The sequence below is a fragment of the Streptomyces sp. CCM_MD2014 genome, assembly GCF_000772045.1.
Classification (GTDB): Bacteria; Actinomycetota; Actinomycetes; order Streptomycetales; family Streptomycetaceae; genus Streptomyces; species Streptomyces salinarius.
In genome coordinates this window covers 367,808-389,909 of sequence record NZ_CP009754.1, presented here as the reverse complement: position 1 = coordinate 389,909, position 22,102 = coordinate 367,808, and the positions used below count along the sequence as shown (strand labels likewise).

Sequence of the window (22,102 nt, the reverse complement as noted above, 5' to 3'; positions counted from 1 at the left end):
CGTCCGGCCCGTCTATCGCGCGGCGCTGAAGCGGGCCGCACGGGAGGCGGAGCCGGCAGGCCGTCTGTGGTCCGTCTCGTCCTGTACGAGCAGGGACAGTAGCGCGGCCACGGTCAGGCCCGCTTCCGCCGGGTGGCGGAGGACCTTGTCCGGTTCGATGCGGTACGTGTTGCTGCGTCCCTCGCGGGTGTGGGAGAGGTAGCCGTCCTGCTCCAGGTCGGAGATGATCCGCTGGACGGCGCGTTCGGTGAGTCTGCAGTGGACGGCGATGTCCCGGATCCGCACGTTCGGATTGTCGGCGATGGCCGCCAGCACACGTGCGTGGTTGGTGACGAACGTCCATCCGGAGTGAGATTCAGGCACTTCAACCATACGCAGCATCCTAGGGACTACTTTTAGCAGACACTTTATACGTGACACATGTGTCGCGCAATGTCACTGGTGCGGACGCGAGGGGGTGCCGGGATCGATGGGGTGCCGGTGCTCGCCGTCCTGACCCGGCGTCGGCCAGTGGCCCGCACGCACAGTCGTGGGACCGTCTTTGCGTGACGGCAAATGCATGACATACTTTTCGCGCTAAAGGTGACGTGTTCCGTCCAGGGTGAGACGGAGGAGGCTCGAGAGTGTCTTTGGACGAAGCGGTCGCAGCGTGCTCGCACACCGGCCAGGGCCGGCTCCCGGTCACGGACCGACCCACACAGGCGCAGTACGAGCTGCACGGAGCCGGGGTCGTCTGCGCTCGGGGCTCGTACGACATGCACTCGATCGAGCCGTTGGCCGTCGCACTGGAAGCCGCGACCAAGGAATTCCCGAGGGTGGTCCTGGACGCCTCCGGCATCGCCTTCGCCGACTCCACCCTGCTGAATCTGCTGATCCTCACCCACCAGGCGACCGACTTCCGGGTGGCCGCGCCGACGCGGCAGGTTCAGCGGCTCTTGCACATCACCGGCGTCGACACCGTCCTGAAGCTGGGGGCGACGGTGGAGGAGGCCGCTAGCGACTACTGACCACGGGGCCCCGACCGAACGCGAGCCGTGTCGCTTGGAGACGCGGATACAGGGCATCCGATGTTCTGCCTGACGCTCCCGGCTTGGATCCGTGGCCGTCAGGCGTCATGGAGAACAGTCACTTCCCCGTGGCACGGCCGGCCGTGCCGGAGGAAGGACTTGCGAGGGGAGAGGAAAGACATCCATGATCCTTCCGGCAGAGAGGGAACTGCGCACGGTGCTGGCTCGGTTCGCCCAGGCGCGCATCGACCACGACGTGTGTCCCACCGGCTCCACGAGCAGGATCCTCGAGGACGCCACGTACACGCTGTGCGTGCTGACCGGGGCCCGCACCGCGGAACAGGCCCTGCGCACGGCGGACACGCTGCTTGAACAGTACGCCGGACGCGTCACCGTCTCCGTGGAGGACGAGACCCTGGCCGCATGAGCCGGTGACGGCCACCCGGCTCTCCCACCGCCCCCGGCGACGCAGCCGAGTGACTGGGCGATGGCACCACGTCAATCCCAGTCGGGTGAGCGTCAGAAACCGGCCGGGCCGCGGTCCGACGGGCCGTGGGCGAGTGCCCCGTAGGTGACGGCGAGTCGCAGACGGTGCCGGAGCGGCGGCGACCCGAGCACATGAGGAAGTGAGACAGACATGGGCGACACCCGGCTTCGGCGGCGTACCGAGGCGAGCAGCAGGCCGGACCCCGGCATCCCGGCACCACAGTGGCGGAACCTCTTCCTGGCCCCCGACTGGGGCCCCGATGAGCAGACCGTCACCGAAGAAGCGCGGGGCCGGTCCGAGTACGTCACCGGAGCGCGCCGTCGGCGCGGCGGTCGCCGACCGAGCCGGAGGGCCGTGTGAGTACCCGCCCGGCGCGCCGGATGTGCCGACATCGTCGCCCGAGGCGAGTCCCACGACGCACGCCCCCTGAGCCGGGGTGAGGTCGGCGGGACCGGAGACCTCCAGCACGGGCGCCAGCAGCGGGGCGGCGAGGAGCTGGATGCGAGCGATGGGCGGGCACGACACCGTGCCACACCCGATGGCGGGGCCTGGCAGGATCGCCCGGGCCTGTCCGGGTTAGCCTCCCGACGAGGTGTCCGATGCGCCGACCCGGCACAGCGAGGACGCGGCATCGACGGTGATCGCGTCGGCCACCTGCTCGACGGTACGTCCGTCGGTGTCGATGCGCAGATCACCGATCCCGGCATCTTCCAGGACGGCTGCCGATGTCACCGCCTGGTCGGCGACGCGGAGCAGGAACGAGACGGACTGCCCGCGCAACGGGTCGCCCGGTTGAGGCCAACTGCCGCCCTGCCCGCGGGACATGATGCGTTCCGTCAAGTGCTGCCGTCCGGCGTGCAGACGACACAGCGTGAGCTCGGCAGCAGGAATCGCGTCGGTGTACGCCTTGACCGTGGCCTCGTCCTCGACGGGACCGGACATGATCAGGCACCGGGCCCCGGCGGCACGATAAGACCGCCACACCGCAGCCAGATTGCGGGCCTTGACCCGGTGATTGCCGGGATCGTCCGGAGCCGGGCGGCAGAAGCCGAGCTGGTCGAGATCGAGATACGCGGCGGTGGCACCAGTGCCCAGGACCCTCTGGTAGACCTGGAAGCCGACCGTCGACTTGCCGACGCCGGTCACGCCGCACAGCCACAGAACCGGAAGTTCGGCGGAAGGCTCCGTCTGTGACAAGGCCGAGTTCCCGCCCGCAGCGGTGACCACGGACGGCTCGGCCACGTCGCACGACCGGCCCAGAGCCGAGGCGGGCCATCCGCCGGTTCGCTCCTCGACATGCCGCGCCACCTCATTCACCGGCAGATCGCTCGTGTCGACACAGGTGTCCGCGAAGGTGGCGGCGTCCAGGGCGTCGGCTTCCCGCAGCAGCTCCTCGACCAACCCGGCAGGTCCCCCGCGACCGGTGAACCGCTGCCGAAGCACCTCCCGGTCGGCGCGCAGGAGGCAGACCGTCACCGCGGCCTGCCGCATCAGATCGACGTGCACTCCACGGGCGGCATCGACGACACCCGAGACGATGAGACACCGCGCTCCGGCCGCCCGGAAACCGGCCACCACCGCATCGACGTTGTGCGCCTTCATACGGTGCCGCCCTGGATCTCCCACAGGCTCCGGGTAGCAGATCCCCAACTGGTCGATGTCGACGAAGCCGCTCGCGATCCCGGCCCGCACGAGGCGCGAGTACATTTCCCAGGCGACCGTGGTCTTACCGACTCCTGGCGGGCCGCAGAGCCACAACACGGGGAACACAGCACTCCTCACCGGTTTGCCGCCAGATCCGCGCGAGGCGCGGTGAGCCCTCGAGGCACGGACCCGATGACGAAGACCATGGTCCCGGATTCTCTCCGTCGCGCACGTACCTGTCGACGGATTTCGGCGCGCACGCGAAACGCCCCACGAGGAGCAGGACCAGGCGCCGAGCACCGCCGCCCTCTGGAGGACCAGAGGACTGCGTCGATCAGTACACGCAGGACGCAACCCGGCTTTCTCCGCGGTCTCTGCCCGCTCAGTCTGGCTCAACCGTCGTCTTCACGCCCCGACATGGAGGTAGGCCGCCCCCACGCAAGGGGTACGCGGCAGCCTGTCGCGGACCGTTCTCACGGCCGCGCGCAGGGCGTACGCGGTACGCGCCGTGTCGTGAAGGCCGCCGTCAGTCGGGCGGAGGGGGCGGGACCGGGCCGGGGCCGTCACAGTCCGACGCGTCCGGTGTGCTGGGGGAGCGGGGTGATCCGGAGGGAGCTCGTGCTGCCTGTCAAGAGGCCCTGAAACGGGGCGACCCGGAATGTGCGCCTATCGCAGCGGTCAGCCTGGGACGGCTGCTGGAGCGGATGGGGGATCGAAAGAGCGCCCAAGGGGCCTATCGGCGAGCCTTGGAGTACAGGCATCCCGACTCCCACGGCAAGGCCCGCGAAGCGCTTGACCGTCCGAACCCCAAGCGCTCGTTCCACAGCCGGCTCCGATGCCGAGGAGAGCTGACACGAACACCGCAGGCCGGCGCTGAGGCAGGCCGGTCCCGGCTCGCCGACTGTCGCTATGGGGCGCCCCGCCGCGACCGGCCGGACAGGTGTTGCGCTGCCGCTCTGTGCGCCACGACCAGGGCAGGACCACCAAGGGCACCCCGCCGGTCGGCACGAGGATCGCGACGGCGGCCGGGGGGAACGTGCCGAACGCCGTCAGCAGGGCGGCAACCACCCAGGAGATGCGGGCGATCTTCCCGCGCACCAGCGGCGACGAGCAGGTCGACGGTGCCGTTGCGGCGGGCGACGGGGAACGGTTACGTGCCCCGATCGTCACGAACAGCTTCACCGGAGCCGTCGAAGATCGCGTCCTCGGTGAGGCGGAGCATGCTTCTTCTCTGCTGGAAGGATCACGACGATGTCCAGCCACGCCGTGGTGGGCGCGGGACGTCCCTAGCAGGCAGCGGCATCGTCCACCGTTTCCCTTATCTTCAGGACGGTGTCGACCGCGGTGAGCTGCAGCAGCCTCCTCAGTTGCCGCGGGGGTGCGGCCACGCGGAACTCGGCTGCCTGGTGGGTGAGGATCAGCAGGTTCAGCAGCGCCGAGTCCGCGAAGGTGATGCCGGAGGCGTCGAGGACCACCTTCGGATGCTCCTTGGCCGCAGTGTCCAGCGCGTCCGCCAGCTGCGTGATCGTGGACATGTCGTAAGGGCCTCGCGGGCTGACCACCCACGCGCCGCACCGTTCGTACTGCACCACCGTGGCCTCGTCCAGGACCTGCACTCGGCTCCCGCCGACGCTCATCGGGTCCCTCGCCACCGCTGTGTCCACAGACACCTCAGGCCCCTCCTCTGGCTCCCGAACGAATCATGTCGCCTGTTGCGCGAAAAGTATGTCATGCATCGTGTGTCGCGCAAAGGGGGTCCCTAGAATGCCGTGCATGGTAGAAGTGCCTGGATCTCACACCGGATGGACGTTCGTCACCAACCACGCGCGCGTGCTGGCCGCCATCGCCGACAATCCGAACGTCCGGATCCGTGACATCGCCGCCCGCTGCCGGCTCACCGAGCGCGCGGTCCAGCGGATCATTTCCGACCTGGAGCAGGACGAGTACCTCTCGCACACCCGTGACGGACGTACCAACACCTACCGCATCCAGCCGGACAAGGTCCTGCGCCACCCCGCGGAGGCGGGCCTGACCGTGGCCTCGCTCCTCTCCCTGCTCGTACAGGACGAGACCGACCGCGCACACGGTCCCGCCGGCCACGCATCCCGCCTGACCGGTGCCAGCGGCGCGCGATAGCGAGGGGGCCGTGCCGCCCGGGCCGGAACACGCACGATCGCCCGAACAGCTCCTGGGAGCGGCTGCGAGCGGCCGCCCCGGCGGGCTCAGTCGTCCATCAGACCGGCGGCGAGCGTGGCCCCCAGCTCCCAGCAGGCCTCCAGGTCGGCCTTGCCGGGCTCACCGGCCACGCTCACCGCGGGGGCCGCACGCTGCCAGCCGAGACCGGTCGTGACCGACTCGATGCCGCGCACCGCGCCCGTGGTGTCGCTGCCCCCGTGCACCCAGTAACCGAACGGGCGGCCACGCGTCTCGTCCAGGCAGGGGTAGTAGACCTGGTCGAAGAAGTGCTTGAGCGCACCCGACATGTAGCCCAGGTTGGCCGGGGTGCCCAGCAGGAAACCGTCCGCCTCCAGCACGTCGACGGCCGTGGCCGCCAGGGCCGCCCGCCGGACCACCCGCACCCCTTCGATCTCGGGCGCGGTCGCCCCGGACACGACGGATTCCAGCATCGCCTGACAGTTCGGCGACGGCGTGTGATGCACGATCAGCAAAGTGGCCACACCGGCAGCCTGCCGCCCGGCACCCCCCGACCGCAAACGGACACGATGGCGCCCGCGAGGCCGCATCCCCGCCGACGCCCCCCCCTACTCCTCGGGTGCCCCCGTCTCCGCCAGCTCGCCGTCGGCCAGCCGCAGCCAGCGGTCGACGCCGATCTCGCGCAGGAACCGCCGGTCGTGACTGACGACCACGAACGCACCCCGGTAGGAGTTCAGGGCGCTCTCCAGCTGGCCCACGCCGACCAGGTCGAGGTTGTTCGTCGGCTCGTCCAGGAGCAGCAGGTGCGGGGCCGGCTCCGCGCACAGCACACAGGCCAGCGTGGCCCGCAGCCGCTCGCCGCCCGAGAGCAGGCCGACGGGCAGATGGGCTCGGGCACCCCGGAAGAGGAAGCGCGCGAGGAGGTTCATCCGCTCGGCCTCCGGCCGGTGCGGGGCGTACGCGGCGAAGTTCTCGGCGACGGTGCGCTCCTCGTCCAGCAGGTCGAGCCGCTGCGAGAGGTAGGCGACGCGCCCGTCGGCGCGCCGGATGTCGCCGCTCTCCGGATCCAGGTCACCGTTCAGGAGTCGCAGCAGCGTGCTCTTGCCCGCGCCGTTGGCCCCGGTCAGCGCGATCCGCTCGGGCCCCCGGACCGTCAGGTCGACGCCCGCTCCGGCGAACACCTCCCGCTCGCCGAGCCGGATCCGGAGCCGCTCACCGAGGAACAGGGTGCGTCCTGCGGGGACGTCGGTCTCCGGCAGGTCCAGCGCGATGCGCTGTTCCTCCCGCAGCGAACGCTCCGCCTCGTCCAGCCGTGCCTTCGCCTCGCCCACCCGGTTGGCGTGGGTCTGACCCGCCCGTCCCGCGGACTCCTGGGCCCCGCGCTTCATGTTGCCCGCGAAGATGCGGGGCAGCCCGGCGTTCTTGAGGTTGCGGGCGGCGTTGCTCGCGCGGCGGTCGGCACGCTCCCGGGCCTGCTGCAGTTCCCGCTTCTCCCGCTTCAGCTCCTGCTCGGCGTTGCGGACGTTCTTCTCGGCGACCTCCTGCTCGGCACGGACCGCCTCCTCGTACGCGGTGAAGTTTCCGCCGTGGAAGCGCAGTTCGCCACGGTCCAGTTCGGCGATGCGCTCCATGCGGTCGAGCAGCTCGCGGTCGTGGCTGACCAGCAGCAGGCAGCCGTTGTAGTCCGTGAGCACGTCCTGGAGCCTGCCGCGGGCGTCCGCGTCGAGGTTGTTGGTGGGCTCGTCGAGGAGGAGCACGTCGGGCCGCTTCAGCAGTTGGGCGGCGAGCCCGAGGGAGACGATCTGCCCACCGCTCAGCGTGCTCAGCCGCCGGTCCAGGGCGAGATGGCCCAGGCCCAGGCGGTCGAGCTGGGCACGGGTGCGTTCCTCGATGTCCCAGTCGTCGCCGATCGTGGTGAAGTGCTCCTCGGCCACGTCACCGGACTCCACGGCGTCGATGGCCCGGATCACGGCGTCGACGCCGAGGACCTCGGCCACGGTGAGGCCGCCCGTCAGGGGGAGGGTCTGCGGCAGATGGCCGAGGACGCCGGAGACCGTCACGGAGCCCGCGGTGGGCCGCAGCTCACCGGCGATCAGTTTCAGCAGGGTGGACTTGCCGGCCCCGTTGGGGGCCACGAGACCCGTACGGCCCGCGCCCACGGTGAACGACAGGTCCTCGAAGACGGGGGTGTCGTCGGGCCAGGAGAAGGACAGCTGGGAGCAGCGCAGGACTGCGTCGGACATGGAGACGACCTCGTGGGGATGAGGGGCAGGAGACAGACCTCTGCCCGGAGCGGAAGACAGGGAAAGGGAACGACGAAGGGGCCACTGCGACGGCGCTCACAAACGCCCGCTGCGGCCTACCGGAACCGGATCTCACCCGGAGATGTCGTCGTCACCCACCATGTCCGCCACTCCTCACCGCACGATCAACGATTCCACCAGCCTAACAGCCGGGCTCCCGCACCGGTCCGGGTGCCGGGCCGGACGGGGTGCGCCGTGCCGTGCGGAGCACCGGAGGCTCGGCCGCGGCCAGGGCCCGGACGAACGGCTCGCAGGGCGCCGTCTCCGGGGCCAGCAGGTGGCCGACGGCCGCGGTCGCGGTGCGGTGCCACCGGGTGGGGTGGCGGAGCATGGCGTGGTCGCCGTTCGCCACGAGCAGCATGCCCGCCCGGGCCCCGGCGGCGCGGGCCCGCACGACGTACGCCGCCGACTCGGCGGGGTCGGTGACGCGGTCGCGGTCGCCGTGCAGGACGAGCACGTCCCGGCCCCGCAGCTGGGCGACGGGCTCGCCCGGCGGGCACCAGGGCGCGAGGGCCACGACACCGCGCACCCGGTCGGCGTCCGCCGCGCGCAGGGCCGCCCGGCCGCCCAAGGAGTGGCCGAGCAGGACCACCGGCACGTCACCGACGAGGCCGCGCAGCTCCGCGAGGGCGCGCCGGGTGTCCCGCAGCGGCTCCGCGGCGGCGCCGTTCCAGCCGCGGCTGCGGTAGCGCACCTGGCCGAGGAACACGTCGTCGCGACCGGTAGCCGCCTCCAGTGCCCGCAGGAACGGGTGCATGCGCAGCGCCGCGAGCTGCCAGGGCCGTGCGGTGCCCCGGCTCTCCGCCCGGCCGCCGTGCAGCACCAGCACCGCCGCGCGGGGCCGCGCCGGCCGGCGCCGCACCCGAAGCGCCCCACCCGTCGACGGATCGTCCTCAGCGCTCATGTCGGTCCCCTTCCCTCGCTGCCGTGCCCTGCCCGTCTCGGATGATCCGTTGCCGCGCCGCTCCCGGACTGGTTGGTCCTCCCAGCCGTCCGCAACCTGCTCCAATCCGCCCGGCCCGCGGCTCCGGATTACCCACGCAAGCGTTGATCACCGTGGGGTGGAGGAGCAGGGACATGCCGCGAGCGTCAGGGGAGGCCGCACGCCGCACCGCCGTCGTCGGCAGCGGAGTGGCGGGTCTGACCGCCGCGTACGTGCTGGGCCGCGAGCACCGCGTCACCCTCTACGAGGCCGACGACCGCCTCGGCGGGCACGCCCACACCCACGAGCTGACGGCGTCCGACGGCCGGGTTCACCGGGTCGACTCGGGCTTCATCGTGCACAACCGCCGCACCTACCCGAACCTGCTGCGCCTCTTCGGCGAACTCGGCGTGGCCACCCAGGAGTCGGAGATGAGCATGTCGGTGCGGTGCGAGGGCTGCGGCCTGGAGTACGCCGGCGCCCGCGGCCCCGCCGGACTGCTCGCCCGCCCGCGCAACGCCCTCAACGGCCCCTACCTGCGCATGCTCGCCCAGGTGCCCCGCTTCCACCGCGCCGCCCGCCGACTGCTCGCCGGGAACGCCGCCGAACAGACGCTGACCCTGGGCGAGTTCCTGGACCGCGAGGACTTCTCGCCGTACTTCCGCGCCCACTTCATGACACCCGTGGTGTCCGCCGTCTGGTCCTGTGACGCCGCCACCGCCCTGCGCTACCCGGCCGCCTACCTGTTCCGCTTCCTGCACCACCACGGCATGCTCGCCGTCGGCGGCTCCCCGGTGTGGCGCACGGTCACCGGCGGCTCCCGTTCCTACGTCGACCGGATCGCCGAGCGGCTGCCCGACGTGCGCACCGCCACCCCGGTCCGCTCGGTGGCCCGGCACGCGGGCGGCGTGGACGTCACCGCCGCCGACGGCACCACCGACACCTACGACCACCTCGTGGTCGCCGTCCACCCGGACCAGGCACTGGAGCTGCTGGCCGACCCGACGCCCGACGAGAAGGACGTCCTCGGCGCCTTCCGGTACTTGCGCAACGCCACCCTGCTGCACACGGACACGGCCCTGCTGCCGCGCTCGCGCGGAGCCCGGTCCTCCTGGAACTACCTCATGCCGGCCTGCGACGCGGGCGCCGACCGGGTCCGGGTCAGCTACGACATGAACCGGCTGCAGCGCCTCGACGCCGCAGACACCCACGTCGTCACGCTCGGCGGCGAGGACCGCGTCGACCCCGGCCGGGTGCTGGCCCGCATGACCTACGAACACCCCGTCTACACGCCCGAGTCGGTGGCCGCCCAGCGCCGTCTGCCCGAACTGCGCACCCCGGTCACGGCCTACGCCGGCGCCTACCACGGCTGGGGGTTCCACGAGGACGGCTGCCGCTCCGGGGCGGAGGCCGCCGCGGCGCTCGGAGTGACCTGGTGACCCCCGCCCCGACGGCACGCCCCGGCCTCTACCCCTGCGAGATCGGGCACATACGCCTCGATCCCGTCCGGTACACCCTGCGCCACCGCACCTACATGTGGCTCGTCGACCTCGACCACCTCCCCGAACCGCCTCGCCCGCTACGCCCGTTGGCGGGCTTCCGGGCCCGCGACCACTTCACCGGCGACGCCCCCTCGCTGCGGGCCGGCCTGGAGCGCTTCCTCGCCTCCCGCGGGGTCGACCTGGCGGGCGGCCGGGTGCTGATGCTCACCCACGCCCGCGTCCTCGGGTACGTCTTCAACCCGCTGACCCTGTACTGGTGTCACGACCCGGACGGCACACCCCGCTGCGTGGTCGCCGAGGTGCACAACACCTACGGCGAACGCCACACCTACCTGCTGCACCCCGACGAGGCGGGCGTCGCGCACGTCGACAAGGACTTCTACGTCTCCCCGTTCTTCCCCGTCGACGGCGCCTACCGCATGCGCCTCCCGCTGCCCGCGGACCGCCTCGACCTGACCGTACGCCTGGACCGGCCCGGCGCCCGGCCGTTCACCGCGACGGTACGGGGCACCCGGCGCGAGGCGACGCCCGCCGCCCTCCTGCGACTGGCCGTGCGGCACCCCCTGTCGACCCTCGCGGTGTCGGCCGGCATCCGCCGCCACGGCATCCGCCTCTACCTGCGCGGCCTGCCCGTCCAGCCGCGCCCGAGTCACCGCACCACGGAGAAGGCCACATGACCGCAACCCACCCACGCCCCGCCGCCGCGACCCCGGCCCCGGAAGGCCGCGTCACCCCCGTCGACCCGCGCCGCTGGCCCGACGTCGCAGCCCCGCCCCGGGCCTCCCGCGTCCGCCGCGTCACCGCGGCCGCCGTCGTGCGCCGCGCCCTGCACCGGCTGCCGCTGCGGGTCAGGTTCGCCGACGGCGACACCGTGGGCCTCGGCGGTCCGCTGGTGGAGGTCCACGACCCGGACGCCTTCCACGGGCGGATCGGCGCCCAGGGCCTCATCGGCTTCGGCGAGTCCTACATGGCCCGTGAGTGGGACGCCCCGGACCTGGTCGGAGCGCTCACCGTGCTCGCCGCCAACGCCGCGCGACTGGTACCCGCCCCGCTCCAGCGGCTGCGCGGCCTGTGGCACCAGCGCCGGCCCGCCGCCCTGCGCAACACGCCCGAGGGTGCCCGGGACAACATCAGCAGCCACTACGACCTGTCCAACGACCTGTTCGCCCTCTTCCTGGACGACACCCTCAGCTACTCGTCCGCCGTCTTCCCCGTCTTCCCGGCCCGCCGCGAGTCCCTCGCCGCCGCCCAGCACCGCAAGATCGACCGGCTGCTCGACCTCGCCGGGGTCGGCGACGGCACCCGGCTCCTGGAGATCGGCACCGGCTGGGGCGAACTCGCCCTGCGCGCCGCCGCGCGCGGCGCCGACGTCACCTCCCTCACCCTCTCCCGCGAACAGCGCGACCGTGCGCTCGAACGCGCCCACGAGGCGGGCCTCGCCGACCGTGTCCGGGTGGAACTGCGCGACTACCGCGAGGAGAACGGCACCTACGACGCGATCGTCAGCGTCGAGATGATCGAGGCCGTCGGCGCCGAGTTCTGGCCGGTCTACTTCCGCACCCTCGACGAGCGCCTCGCCCCCGGAGGCCGGGTCGCCCTCCAGGCCATCACCATGCCGCACGACCGCATGCTCGCCGCCCGCCACACCCACACCTGGATCCAGAAGTACGTCTTCCCCGGCGGCCTGATCCCCTCCACCGAGGCGATGGAGACGACGGTCCGCGACCACACCGGCCTGCGCGTCGCCCGCCGCGACGCCTTCGGCGCGCACTACGCCGAGACCCTGCGGCTGTGGCGCGAGCGGTTCACCGACTCCGCCGCGGAAGTGGACGCCCTCGGATTCGACGAGACCTTCCGGCGCCTGTGGACCTTCTACCTCGCCTACTCCGAGGCCGGCTTCCGCGCCGCCTATCTCGACGTCCAGCAGTACCTGTTCACCAAGGAGGGCCCCGCCCGATGAGCACCGTCCGCTCCACCAGGCCCGGCGCCGCCCACCGGCTCGCCGCGCTCGTCGAGGGCGCGCTCGGCGGCCCGCTCCCCGTCCGGCTGCGCGCCTGGGACGGATCCGAGACCGGCCCCGCCGACGGCCCCGTGGTCGTCGTCCGCTCCCGGCGCGCCCTGCGCCGCCTGTGCTGGCGGCCCGGCGAACTGGGCCTGGCGCAGGCCTACGTCACGGGCGAACTGGACGTCGACGGCGACCTGGCCGACGGCCTGCGCCGGATGTGGGCGGCCGCCCGCGAACGCCGGGTGCACCCGCCCCGCCTCTCCCTCGCCGACCGGGCCCGTGCGGCCGGCACCGCCGTCCGCCTCGGCGCCGTCGGTCCGCGTCCCGCGACGCCCGGCTCCCAGGCCCGGCTGCGCGGCGGCCTGCACACCAAGTCCCGCGACCGCGCCGCCATCAGCCACCACTACGACCTCTCCAACGACTTCTACCGCCTCCTCCTCGACGAGACCATGGCCTACTCGTGCGGAGTGTGGCAGGACACGTACGCCGACGCCGCCGACGCACAGCGGGCCAAGCTGGAGCTGATCTGCCGCAAACTGGGCCTCGCCGCCGGTTCCCGTCTGCTCGACATCGGCTGCGGGTGGGGGTCGCTCACCCTGTACGCGGCCGAACGGCACAAGGCGAAGGTCACCGCCGTCACCCTCGCCGCGGAGCAGGCGGCGTACGTCCGCGAACAGGTGCGGGAGCGCGGCCTGGAGGACCGCGTGGAGGTCGTCCGCCAGGACTACCGCGACATCACGGGCGGGGACTACGACGCCGTCTGCACCGTCGAGATGGGCGAGCACGTGGGGGACGCCGAGTACCCGGCCTTCGCCGCCGCCCTGCACCGCAGGGTCCGTCCCGGGGGACGCGTCCTGGTGCAGCAGATGTCCCGGGGGCGCAACGCGCCCGGCGGCGGCGCCTTCATCGAGGCGTACATCGCGCCCGACATGCACATGCGGCCGCTCGGCGAGACGGTCCAGCTCCTGGAGGACGCCGGTCTCGAGGTGCGGCACGTCGAGTCGCTGCGCGAGCACTACGTCCGCACGGTCGCCGCCTGGGAACGCACCCTGGAGGAGCGCTGGGACGAGTTCGTCGCGCTGGTCGGCGAGGAGACCGCACGGGTGTGGCGGCTGTACCTGGTGGGCGGGGCACTCGCCTTCGAGCAGCGGCGGATGGGCGTCGACCAGATCCTGGGCGTCCGGCCCACCGCCGAGGGCGTCAGCGGCATGCCCGCGACCCCGGGGGAGTGGTACGAGCGGCTGGACCGCCCGTGAGCGGCTTCCCGTGGGGCGCGTTCGCCGTGGGCCTCGGCTGGGCGGCGGCGACCGCGTTCGCCGTCATGCTGGCCACCTTCGCCGTCGCCGTGCGCAGGGGCGTGCACCGGGTCGTGGACGTGGCCTGGGGCCTCGGCTTCGCCGCCGTCGCCCTCGTGACGTGCGTGGTCGCGGCGGCGGCCGGGGAGGGCGACGCGGGCCGCCGGACGCTGGTGGAGGTCCTGACCGTCGTATGGGGCCTGCGGCTGGCCGCGCACATCGCGCGGCGCGGCCGGGGGCACGGCGAGGACCCGCGCTACGACGCGATGCTCGCCAGGGCCCCCGGCAACCGGAACCTGTACGCCCTGCGCATGGTCTACCTGCTCCAGGGTGCCCTGGTGTGGCTGGTGTCGCTGCCGGTGCAGACCGCCGCGTACGGGCCGGGACCGCTGTCGGTCCTGGCCTGGGCCGGAACGGTCGTGTGGGCGGTGGGGCTGGCCTTCGAGGCCGTCGGGGACGCCCAGTTGGCCCGGTTCAAGGCGGACCCGGCCAACCGGGGCCGCCTCATGGACCGCGGACTGTGGGGCTGGACCCGGCACCCCAACTACTTCGGTGACTTCTGCGTCTGGTGGGGCCTGTTCCTGGTCGCCTGCGACGCGGGCCTCGCCGCCGCCACGGTGTCCGTCGTCTCCCCGCTGGCGATGACGTACCTGCTGATCGGCGGCAGCGGGAAGCGGCTGGTGGAGCGACGCATGGCGGACCGGCCGGGATGGGCCGCGTACGCGGCGCGCACCAGCGGCTTCCTCCCGCGTCCGCCGCGCCGGTCCCGGTAGGACTCGGCAGGGGGCGAGGGCCGCGGCCCTCGCCCCCGTCAGGCCGGCATGCCCAGCAGCGCGATCGGGTCCGACGTCGGCTGCTTCGAGCCGCCGGCCGGCTCGACCGTGATGCCCACGCCCGCCGCACCGCCGACGGCCCCCTCCATCAGCACCGCCTGGCTGGTGTCGCCGGGGTCCATCAGGCCGGCCGGGCGCATCGTGCCGTGGTCGTCGAACCAGAGCTGGTAGACCTTGCCCCGCGGCGGTTCCGCCAGGCCCGAGGCCAGGAAGACCGCCCGGTCCTGACGCTCGGAGACGACCAGCGTCCCGCTCGCACCGTCGGCCAGCCGTGCCGTACGCGACTCGGCGTCCGGCGCGGCCAGCACCCCGGCGAGGGTCTCGGCCCGCCGCTCGGCCTGCGCGGCCCGCTCCCCGGCGTCCTGCGCCCGCTCGTACTGCCACACCGCCGTGCCGCCGAGCCCCACCGCCGCGGCCAGGCAGGCGGCCAGCGCCCAGCGGGCCAGTCCGCGCCGCCGGGGCACGACGCGGCGCGCGGCCTTCTCCACGGTGCCGCCACCCGGCGGGACCTGGCGCACGGCGGTGATGCGGTGCAGCACCCGTTCCCTGAGCGCGGTGCCGGGCACCACCGTCGCGGCCAGCCCCAGCCGGGCCGTCGCGGCGGCGAACTCCCTGGTCTCCCGGGCACAGTCGGCGCAGTCCGCCAGATGGCGTTCGAAGGCGTCCCGCTCGTCGTCGGACAGGGCGTGCAGGGCGTAGGCGCCCGTCAGGCTGTGCAGGTCCTCGGTGCGCATCACGCGCTCACCCCCAGGCAGTCGCGGAGCCGGATGAGACCGTCTCGCAGCCGTGTCTTGACCGTGCCGAGCGGCAGCGCGAGCGCCTCGGCCACCTGCCGGTAGGTCAGGCCGCGGTAGTAGGCGAGGGTCACGGACTGGCGCTGGATCTCGGTCAGGGTGCGCAGACAGCGCCGCACCTGCTCCCGCTCCAGCCGGGTCTCGACCTGTTCGGTCACCTCGTCGTACTCGGGCGTCCGGTCGAGCAGGGCGGCCTTGTGGTCCCGGGCCGCGGCGGCCTCCACCGACCGCACCCGGTCCACGGCCCGCCGGTGGGCCAGGGTCAGGATCCAGTTGACCACCGTGCCGCGCTCCGGCCGGTAGCGGGGCGCCGTGCGCCACACCTCGACCAGCACCTCCTGCGCCACCTCCTCCGACTGGGCCTGGTCGCGCAGCACCGCCCGGGCGACCCCGAGCACGGGCCCCGCGACCGCGTCGTACACGGCGGCGAAGGAGTCCTGGTCGCCCAGGGCCACCTCACGGATCAGCTGCTGCAGATCGGGCTGGGCGGATGGATTTCTGCCGATGTGTACGGCTTCCTTCACGACGGGCGCTCCAAAGGATGTGCGACGGGCGGGGATGTCCCCGCGTAATCCGGGGCCGCGCGGCCTGCGGATTGGTCCCGGGCTCCCGGAAGTCGCGGTGATCCCGCCCGACGCCCACCTTCCCACGGGCGACCCGGGTACACTGACGCCGTTCGCGTTCGATCGGGCTCCACAGGAGCGGGAAGACAGGGAGGTGAGGTTGATGACCGTGCTCGACGCCGTCCTTCGCGATGCCCGGATGTCCCTCGCGGTCTCCCTCGCGTCCCGAGCGGCGGCCTGACCCCGCCTCCCACGAACGCAACCTCAGAAACGGATCCTCATTCCGCCATGTCCTTTTCCCGTTCTTCCTGGAACACCCGCGCCGAGACCGGCGCCGACGTCCCCGTCATCCGTGAGATCGTCCGGGCCGCCTTCCCCACGCCGGAGGAAGCCGCCCTCGTCGACGCGCTGCGCGCCGACACCGGGGCGTGGATCGAGGGCCTGTCCCTCGTCGCGGTGGACGACGCCGACCGCCCGGTCGGCCACGCCCTGCTGACCCGCTGCCACATCGGGGACAGTCCCGCGCTGTGTCTGGCCCCCGTCGCCGTCCGGCCCGAGCACCAGAGGACCGGTGCCGGCGGGGCCGCCGTCCGGGCCGCGCTCCTGGCGGCCGAGCGCCTCGGCGAACACCACGTCGTCGTCCTCGGGCACCCCGAGTACTACCCCCGCTTCGGCTTCGGCAGGGCCTCCGCCCACGGCATCGGGCTGACCATCGACGTCCCGGACGAGGCCCTGATGGCCCTCACCCTGGACGCCGCCCACCCGCTGCCCGCGGGCACCGTCCGGTACGCGGCGCCGTTCGGCATCTGATCCGGCAGGCCGGGTGGCGGCGGGCGTCTCTTCCGCCGCCACCCGGCATTTCCTCCGCGCAACCCCTTGACCCGACGCCCGCGGTCCTTCAGATTACTCGTTAATGCGCATTAGGTAATGCGCATTAACACCTCGCCACGGTGCGACCGGGCGAGGGAGCGACGGAGAGGAGTGGTGGTGGCGAAGGAAGCCGCAGGGCGTGCCAGGCCGGGGAGGGCCCCCGCGCCGGCCGGCCGCCGGGCCCGGCCCAGGCAGGCGGAGGTGGCCAGGCTCGCGGGTGTCTCGCAGGCGACGGTGTCCCTGGTGCTGTCCGGACGCGATCTCGCGACGGGCCGGCCGATCTCGGCGGAGACCCGCGCGAAGGTCCTGGACGCCGCCCACAGCCTCGGCTATGTCCCCGACCCGGCCGCCAGCCGGCTCGCCGCCGCCCGCAACAATCTGCTCGGCGTCTTCAGCTTCACCGCGACCTTCCCGACCGACGTCCGGCACTCGTACTACCCGTTCCTCGTCGGCGTGGAGCAGGAGGCCGCCGCGCAGGGCTACGACCTAGTGCTGTTCACCGGGTCGAGCACCGGGGGAGCGGGCGCCGGGGGCGGCGCGCTCAGCCGCGTACGGCTGGCGGACGGCTGCCTCTTCCTGGGCCGCCACGCCCCCGCGGACGAACTGCGCCGACTGGTCGCCGACGACTTCCCCGTCGTCCACGTCGGCCGGCGCGACGAACCGGAGGGCCTCGCCTGGGTGGGCGCCGACTACGTGAGCGCCAGCCGCGAGGTCGTCGCCGCGCTCGCCGGGCTCGGCCACCGGCGCGTCCTCCTCGTCCGCGAGGACGACGACGCCCCCGCCTCCACCGACCGCGAACGCGGCTTCCTCGACGGGCTCGCGGACAGCGGACTGCCCGCGGGCTCCGACGCCGTGTACCGGTCCGGGGATCCGCGCCACGACCTCACCGCCGAGCGGGTCCGCGCCTGGGTGGCCGAGGGCGTCACCGCCTTCGTCGCCGAGGAGACCGACACCGGTGCCGCCTGGCGGGCCCTGCGTGCCGCCGTCGACGCGGCGGGCCTGGACTGTCCCGGCGAGGTGTCGCTCGCGCTGCTCGGCAGCCCGCCCGCCGACCTCGCGGACGAACCCGCGCCGATGGGCTTCGACATCCCGCGCCCCGCGCTGGGCGCCGAGGCCGTGCGGCTGCTCGCCTCCCGCATCGCGGGCGGGCCCGCCGAAGGGACCCTCGTCGCCTGCGCCTTCAGACCGGGCGCGACCGCGGGTCCACCGCCCAGCCCCCGAACCCCACACCCGTCGTCCTGAACCGACCACACCCACCGCACCACCTAAGGAGCAGCAGCGTGATACCGGAACCCGACATCCTCGTCGTCGGCGGCGGCCTCGGCGGCGTCGCCGCGGCGCTCGCCGCCTGCCGGGCCGGCCGCAGCGTCGTCCTGACCGAGGAGACGGACTGGATCGGCGGCCAGCTCACCAGCCAGGCCGTACCGCCCGACGAGCACCCGTGGGTCGAACAGTTCGGCACCACGGCCGCCTACCGGCGACTGCGCGAGGGCATCCGACAGTACTACCGCCAGTGGTACCCGCTGCGCGCCGAGGCCGCCGCCCTCACCGACCTCAACCCGGGCGCCGGCCGGGTCAGCAAGCTCTGCCACGAGCCGCGCGTCGCCCTCGCCGTCCTGGAGGGCATGCTCGCCCCGCACCGCGCAGCCGGACGGCTCACCGTTCTCACCGAGCACCGGCCGGTGGCCGCCGAGGCCGACAACGATGTCGTACGCGCCGTCACCCTGGAGGACCTCCGCGACGGCACCCGGCGCACCGTCCCCGCCCGCTACGTGCTGGACGCCACCGAGACCGGCGAACTGCTCCACCTCGCCGGGGTCGAGCACGTCAACGGCGCCGAGTCCCGGGCAGAGTTCGACGAGCCGCACGCCCCCGACCTGGCGCAGCCGGGCAACCAGCAGGGCATCACCGTCTGCTTCGCCCTCTCCCACCACGAGCGCGAGGACCACACCATCGACCGTCCCGCCGACTACGACTTCTGGCGCGACTACAAGCCCGACTTCTGGCCGGGACCGCTGCTCGGCTTCGAGGCCCCCGACCCGCGCACCCTGGAACCGGTGCCGCGCACCTTCGAACCCAACCCCGACCTCGACCCCCTGGCCGTCAGCGCCGACCAGAGCGCGGACGCGGGCGACAAGGAGCTGTGGGGCTTCCGCCGCATCCTCGCCCGCAAGCTGCACACCGACGGCGCCTTCGACTCAGACATCACCCTCGTCAACTGGCCGCTCAACGACTACTGGCTGAGGCCCTACATCGGCCAGGAGGCCGAAGCCCTGCGCGAGGCGCGGCAGTTGTCCCTGTCGGTGCTCTACTGGCTCCAGACCGAGGCGCCCCGCACCGACGGCGGCACCGGCTTCCCCGGGCTGCGCCCGCGCCCCGACGTGACCGGTACCGCGGACGGCCTCGCCAAGGCGGCCTACGTCCGCGAGTCCCGCCGGATCAAGGCCGTCACCACCGTCACCGAGCACGACGTCTCCATCGACCTGCTCGGCCCCTACGGCCGCACCCGCCACCGCGACTCCGTGGGCGTCGGCAACTACCGCATCGACCTGCACCCCTCCACCGGCGGCGACGGTTACATCGACATCGGCTCCGTCCCCTTCGAGATACCGCTCGGCGCGCTCGTCCCGCGCCGGGTGCGCAACCTGCTGCCGGCCGGCAAGAACCTCGGCACCACCCACATCACCAACGGCTGCTACCGCCTGCACCCGGTGGAGTGGAACGTCGGCGAGGTCGCCGGCGCCCTCGCCGCCCACTGCCTCGCCGAGGACGTCGAGCCGCACCAGGTGCAGTCCGAGGACAAGAGGTTCGAGGAGTTCGCCAGGGTGCTCGACCGCGACGGCGTACAGCGTCACTGGCCCGACGTCAGGGGCTACTGAACGACCCCGCGTGGGGTGCGAGTTCGGGCGGGGCAGCACCACCTGCCCCGCCCGGTGACCGCCCGCGCGCGGACCGACCCAGCACAAGGAGGTGCCCGGACATGACCACCCACCGCATCCGCGTCGGCATCGACGTGGGCGGAACCTTCACCGACGCCGTGGCGGTCGACGCCACGACGCTCCGACTCGTGGGCCAGGTGAAGGTCCCCACGAGCCACCATCACGAGGACGGTGTCGCGCACGGCATCGTCGAGGCGCTCGACCGGCTGCTGACGCAGACCGGACACGCACCCGCCGACGTGGCCTTCCTGGCACACGGCACGACCCAGGCTACCAACGCCCTGCTGGAGGGCGACGTCGCCACCGTCGGCCTGCTGGGCATCGGGACCGGCGCCGGGACGTACTTCACCCGCAGGCTCGCCACCCTCGCCAAGCTCGAACTCACCCCCGGCACACGGCTCCCGCTGCACTACGCCCACGTGCCCGACCCCGAGGACGCCCCCGCCGTACGGGCCGCCGTCGAACAGCTCACCGCCGCCGGAGCGAAGGCCCTGGTCGCCAGCGAACCCTTCGGCGTCGACCGGCCCGAGGGCGAGGAGGCGGTCGCCGACGCGGCCCGCGCCACCGGCCTGCCGACCACCGCGGCGCACGAGATCACATCCCTGTACGGTCTGCGCAAGCGCACCCGCACCGCCGTCGTCAACGCGGCGATCCTGCCGCGCATGCTGGCCACCGCCGACCTCGTCGACGCCTCCATCACCAAGGCCGGTGTCACCGCCCCGCTGATGGTGATGCGCTGCGACGGGGGAGTGATGTCCCTGGACGAGATGCGCCGCAGGCCCCTGCTGACCGTGCTGTCCGGACCGGCCGCCGGGGTCGCCGGCGCGCTGATGCAGGAACGCGTCAGCGAGGGCGTGTTCCTGGAGACCGGGGGCACCTCGACCGACATCAGCGTCGTCAAGCGCGGCAAGGTCGCGGTACGGCACGCCGTGCTGCTCGGCCGGACCTCCTACCTCAACGCCCTGGACGTCCGCACCGTCGGCGTCGGCGGCGGCTCCATGGTGCGGGTCTCCGGCGGCCGGGTCACCGGCACCGGGCCGCGCAGCGCGCACATCGCCGGGCTGCCGTACGCCTGTTACGCCGACCCGGCCGACCTGCGGGACGCCGAGCTGACCACCGTCAGCCCGCTGCCCGGCGACCCCGCCGACTACGCCGTGCTCGACGCGGCCGGCGGCCGGTTCGCCCTCACCATGACGTGCGCCGCCAACGCGCTCGGCCGCGTCCCCGAGGGGGACTTCGCCCACGCCGACCCCGCCACCGCCCGCGCCGCGCTGGCCCCGCTCGCCGCCGCCCTCGGCACGGACGTGGACACCGCCGCCACCAGGCTCCTGGACGCCGGCACCGACCAGGTGAAGTCCGTCGTGGACGACCTCGTACGCGAGTACCGGCTGGACACCGACGCCGCCGTCCTGGTCGGCGGGGGCGGCGGTGCCGCCTCCGTCACTCCGCACCTGGCGGCCCGCACCGACATGACCGGCCGCATCGCACGGCACAACGAGGTCATCAGCCCCATCGGCGTCGCCCTCGCCCTGGTCCGCGAACAGGTCGAGCGGATCGTGCCGGGTGCCACCCAGGAGCAGATCCTCGCCGTCCGCGCCGAGGCAGAGCGCGCCGTGGTCGCACAGGGCGCCGCCGCCGACGGCGTCGAGGTCGAGGTCACCGTCGACCCGCAGACCAACGTCGTACGCGCCGTCGCCACCGGCGCCACCGAACTGCGCACCCAGGACCGGGCCCACCGCACCGACGACGCCGAGCGTCTGCGGCTGGCCGCCGCCAGCCTCAGGACCGACCCGTCGAAGGTGCAGGTCCTGGCGGGCACCCCGGCCCACACCGTCTACGGCACCGAGGTCCACCGCCGTTTCCGGCCGGTCCGCCACCCGGTGCGGGTCGTCGACGCCGACGGGGTCGTGCGCCACCACGCGCCGGACGCCCGGGTCGAGGCGACCACCGTCGCCGCCGCCCCCGAGGTGCTGGCCAAGCTGGTCGCCGAGCACACCTCCTACGGCGACGGAGGCGTCCGCGCCCCCGCCGTGCGGCTGCTGCTCGGCTCCCGCATCGCCGACCTCTCCGGCGTCCTCGACCCGCAGCCGCTGCTCGCCCTCGCGCGCAGCGAACTGCGCTCCCGCGCCGCCGACGAACCGGTGGTCGCCGTACTGGAGGTGCGGGAATGAGCGCGTCCCGGGCCCCGGTGACGGACGGTCTCGCCGACACCGACGACATCGGCTGGGCCGTACGGCTGCTGGCCGCCACCCCGACCCACGAGCACCGCGACCCGGAGCTGCTGCGCCGGTGGGCGCGGGCGGCCGACGCGTTCGGCGCCGCGCTCGCGCCCGTCGGCTGCGAGGCGAGGGTCGTGGAGCGCGACGGCGGTCTGGAGCGGGGGCTGCTCGCCCGCTACACCTCCAGACCGCCCACGGTGGAGCTGTTCACCGACACCCTCGCGCTCGCCGAACGGGTCGTCGACGCCCGCGGCTGGCGCGACTGGTACCCGCCCGGCTCCGTGCGGGCGGCCGCCCTCGCCCACGAGGCGGTGCACGTCCACCTCCACCACGGCCGCGCGAAGGCCGCCCTGAGGCACGCCCTCGGCCACAGCGCCCTGCGCCTGGGCCGGCTGCGCGTACCCGGCCATGTCGCCGGCGCCGAGGAGGTGGCCGCCCACGCCTACGCCCGCACCGTCTGCGGGCTCGGGCGCAGCCCCCTGCTGCTGACCGCCGCCCTGGCCGCCGAGGCCGAGGGCACGTCCACCCCACCACCCGCACGTGACGCAAGAAGAGAGAACTGACC

Annotated in this window: 21 protein-coding genes; 13 read left to right on the top strand and 8 right to left on the bottom strand. The window is 73.4% G+C overall.

The genetic code is table 11. The features are described 5' to 3' along the window. Positions 1–12 precede the first annotated feature (12 nt). Positions 13–372 (bottom strand): helix-turn-helix transcriptional regulator, encoded by a 360-nt coding sequence (locus NI25_RS01770; RefSeq protein WP_061440713.1) that lies wholly within the window; start codon positions 370–372, stop codon positions 13–15. 251 nt (positions 373–623) lie between these two features. Between NI25_RS01770 and NI25_RS01765 the strand changes: the two genes are divergently transcribed. Together NI25_RS01765 and NI25_RS01760 are read left to right on the top strand one after the other, a co-directional pair. Next, positions 624–1,007: an STAS domain-containing protein gene (locus tag NI25_RS01765; RefSeq protein WP_078884478.1), complete on the top strand. Its 384-nt coding sequence runs from the start codon at positions 624–626 to the stop codon at positions 1,005–1,007. 184 nt (positions 1,008–1,191) lie between these two features. After that, entirely contained in the window at positions 1,192–1,434 is a 243-nt protein-coding gene (locus NI25_RS01760; protein ID WP_061440711.1) for a DUF5133 domain-containing protein, read from the top strand. 636 nt (positions 1,435–2,070) lie between these two features. Here NI25_RS01760 and NI25_RS01755 read toward each other — a convergent pair. Both NI25_RS01755 and NI25_RS01750 read right to left on the bottom strand, forming a co-directional pair. Next, positions 2,071–3,255 carry an AAA family ATPase gene (locus NI25_RS01755; RefSeq protein ID WP_061446702.1) on the bottom strand — a complete coding sequence of 395 codons (1,185 nt, stop codon included), beginning with the start codon at positions 3,253–3,255 and terminating at the stop codon, positions 2,071–2,073. 1,169 nt (positions 3,256–4,424) lie between these two features. Next, positions 4,425–4,808, bottom strand: coding sequence for an STAS domain-containing protein (locus tag NI25_RS01750; protein ID WP_061440710.1), 384 nt, complete (start codon positions 4,806–4,808; stop codon positions 4,425–4,427). A gap of 103 nt (positions 4,809–4,911) precedes the next feature. On the opposite strand from NI25_RS01750, the gene NI25_RS01745 reads away from it, so the two are divergent. Beyond that, a complete protein-coding gene (locus tag NI25_RS01745) occupies positions 4,912–5,274 on the top strand; it encodes a helix-turn-helix transcriptional regulator (protein ID WP_061440709.1) in 363 nt (120 codons plus the stop codon). 86 nt (positions 5,275–5,360) lie between these two features. On the opposite strand, the gene NI25_RS01740 is transcribed toward NI25_RS01745, so the two are convergent. The 3 genes from NI25_RS01740 to NI25_RS01730 all read right to left on the bottom strand — a co-directional run bounded on the left by NI25_RS01740 (position 5,361) and on the right by NI25_RS01730 (position 8,499). Then, positions 5,361–5,816: a flavodoxin family protein gene (locus NI25_RS01740; RefSeq protein WP_061440708.1), complete on the bottom strand. Its 456-nt coding sequence runs from the start codon at positions 5,814–5,816 to the stop codon at positions 5,361–5,363. 84 nt (positions 5,817–5,900) lie between these two features. Beyond that, entirely contained in the window at positions 5,901–7,535 is a 1,635-nt protein-coding gene (gene abc-f, locus NI25_RS01735; RefSeq protein WP_061440707.1) for a ribosomal protection-like ABC-F family protein, read from the bottom strand. 202 nt (positions 7,536–7,737) lie between these two features. Then, the gene (locus tag NI25_RS01730) at positions 7,738–8,499 is read right to left on the bottom strand and encodes an alpha/beta fold hydrolase (RefSeq protein ID WP_061440706.1); all 762 of its coding nucleotides are present in this window, start codon (positions 8,497–8,499) and stop codon (positions 7,738–7,740) included. 173 nt (positions 8,500–8,672) lie between these two features. Here NI25_RS01730 and NI25_RS01725 point away from each other — a divergent pair, with 173 nt between their 5' ends. The 5 genes from NI25_RS01725 to NI25_RS01705 are packed head-to-tail and all read left to right on the top strand — an operon-like array spanning position 8,673 to position 14,092. Beyond that, positions 8,673–9,956, top strand: a complete 1,284-nt coding sequence (locus NI25_RS01725) for an NAD(P)/FAD-dependent oxidoreductase (RefSeq protein ID WP_061440705.1) — start codon at positions 8,673–8,675, stop codon at positions 9,954–9,956. Next, the gene (locus NI25_RS01720) at positions 9,953–10,696 is read left to right on the top strand and encodes a DUF1365 domain-containing protein (protein WP_061440704.1); all 744 of its coding nucleotides are present in this window, start codon (positions 9,953–9,955) and stop codon (positions 10,694–10,696) included. Before NI25_RS01725 ends, NI25_RS01720 begins: the two co-directional genes overlap by 4 nt. Continuing rightward, a complete protein-coding gene (locus NI25_RS01715) occupies positions 10,693–11,979 on the top strand; it encodes an SAM-dependent methyltransferase (RefSeq protein ID WP_061440703.1) in 1,287 nt (428 codons plus the stop codon). Before NI25_RS01720 ends, NI25_RS01715 begins: the two co-directional genes overlap by 4 nt. After that, complete coding sequence (locus NI25_RS01710; protein ID WP_061440702.1) at positions 11,976–13,280, top strand: SAM-dependent methyltransferase; 1,305 nt, start codon at positions 11,976–11,978, stop codon at positions 13,278–13,280. Before NI25_RS01715 ends, NI25_RS01710 begins: the two co-directional genes overlap by 4 nt. Next, a complete protein-coding gene (locus NI25_RS01705) occupies positions 13,277–14,092 on the top strand; it encodes a DUF1295 domain-containing protein (protein ID WP_061440701.1) in 816 nt (271 codons plus the stop codon). Before NI25_RS01710 ends, NI25_RS01705 begins: the two co-directional genes overlap by 4 nt. 38 nt (positions 14,093–14,130) lie before the next feature. On the opposite strand, the gene NI25_RS01700 is transcribed toward NI25_RS01705, so the two are convergent. Continuing rightward, entirely contained in the window at positions 14,131–14,886 is a 756-nt protein-coding gene (locus tag NI25_RS01700; RefSeq protein WP_061440700.1) for an anti-sigma factor, read from the bottom strand. Beyond that, complete coding sequence (locus tag NI25_RS01695; protein ID WP_061440699.1) at positions 14,886–15,470, bottom strand: sigma-70 family RNA polymerase sigma factor; 585 nt, start codon at positions 15,468–15,470, stop codon at positions 14,886–14,888. Before NI25_RS01695 ends, NI25_RS01700 begins: the two co-directional genes overlap by 1 nt. A 327-nt stretch (positions 15,471–15,797) precedes the next feature. Here NI25_RS01695 and NI25_RS01685 point away from each other — a divergent pair, with 327 nt between their 5' ends. The 5 genes from NI25_RS01685 (at position 15,798) to NI25_RS01665 (ending at position 22,100) form a co-directional block, all read left to right on the top strand. Beyond that, positions 15,798–16,319 (top strand): GNAT family N-acetyltransferase, encoded by a 522-nt coding sequence (locus NI25_RS01685; RefSeq protein ID WP_061440697.1) that lies wholly within the window; start codon positions 15,798–15,800, stop codon positions 16,317–16,319. A gap of 174 nt (positions 16,320–16,493) precedes the next feature. Next, a complete protein-coding gene (locus NI25_RS01680) occupies positions 16,494–17,621 on the top strand; it encodes a LacI family DNA-binding transcriptional regulator (protein ID WP_061446701.1) in 1,128 nt (375 codons plus the stop codon). A 38-nt stretch (positions 17,622–17,659) separates the two neighbouring features. Continuing rightward, a complete protein-coding gene (locus tag NI25_RS01675) occupies positions 17,660–19,258 on the top strand; it encodes an FAD-dependent oxidoreductase (RefSeq protein ID WP_061440696.1) in 1,599 nt (532 codons plus the stop codon). Positions 19,259–19,359: 101 nt separating this feature from the next. After that, a complete protein-coding gene (locus tag NI25_RS01670) occupies positions 19,360–21,489 on the top strand; it encodes a hydantoinase/oxoprolinase family protein (RefSeq protein WP_061440695.1) in 2,130 nt (709 codons plus the stop codon). Then, positions 21,486–22,100 (top strand): hypothetical protein, encoded by a 615-nt coding sequence (locus NI25_RS01665; protein WP_061440694.1) that lies wholly within the window; start codon positions 21,486–21,488, stop codon positions 22,098–22,100. The genes NI25_RS01670 and NI25_RS01665 overlap by 4 nt, the downstream gene beginning before the upstream one ends. Positions 22,101–22,102 lie beyond the last annotated feature (2 nt).

What these genes read in the sequence shown, in the direction of transcription:
- NI25_RS01725 (WP_061440705.1), top strand. Translation starts at nt 8,673, where the DNA reads ATGCCGCGAGCGTCAGGGGAGGCCGCACGCCGCACCGCCGTCGTCGGC.
- NI25_RS01760 (WP_061440711.1), top strand. Translation starts at nt 1,192, where the DNA reads ATGATCCTTCCGGCAGAGAGGGAACTGCGCACGGTGCTGGCTCGGTTC.
- NI25_RS01670 (WP_061440695.1), top strand. Translation starts at nt 19,360, where the DNA reads ATGACCACCCACCGCATCCGCGTCGGCATCGACGTGGGCGGAACCTTC.
- NI25_RS01685 (WP_061440697.1), top strand. Translation starts at nt 15,798, where the DNA reads ATGTCCTTTTCCCGTTCTTCCTGGAACACCCGCGCCGAGACCGGCGCC.
- NI25_RS01700 (WP_061440700.1), bottom strand. Translation starts at nt 14,886, where the DNA reads ATGCGCACCGAGGACCTGCACAGCCTGACGGGCGCCTACGCCCTGCAC.
- NI25_RS01715 (WP_061440703.1), top strand. Translation starts at nt 10,693, where the DNA reads ATGACCGCAACCCACCCACGCCCCGCCGCCGCGACCCCGGCCCCGGAA.
- NI25_RS01745 (WP_061440709.1), top strand. Translation starts at nt 4,912, where the DNA reads ATGGTAGAAGTGCCTGGATCTCACACCGGATGGACGTTCGTCACCAAC.
- NI25_RS01710 (WP_061440702.1), top strand. Translation starts at nt 11,976, where the DNA reads ATGAGCACCGTCCGCTCCACCAGGCCCGGCGCCGCCCACCGGCTCGCC.
- NI25_RS01665 (WP_061440694.1), top strand. Translation starts at nt 21,486, where the DNA reads ATGAGCGCGTCCCGGGCCCCGGTGACGGACGGTCTCGCCGACACCGAC.
- abc-f (WP_061440707.1), bottom strand. Translation starts at nt 7,535, where the DNA reads ATGTCCGACGCAGTCCTGCGCTGCTCCCAGCTGTCCTTCTCCTGGCCC.
- NI25_RS01730 (WP_061440706.1), bottom strand. Translation starts at nt 8,499, where the DNA reads ATGAGCGCTGAGGACGATCCGTCGACGGGTGGGGCGCTTCGGGTGCGG.
- NI25_RS01770 (WP_061440713.1), bottom strand. Translation starts at nt 372, where the DNA reads ATGGTTGAAGTGCCTGAATCTCACTCCGGATGGACGTTCGTCACCAAC.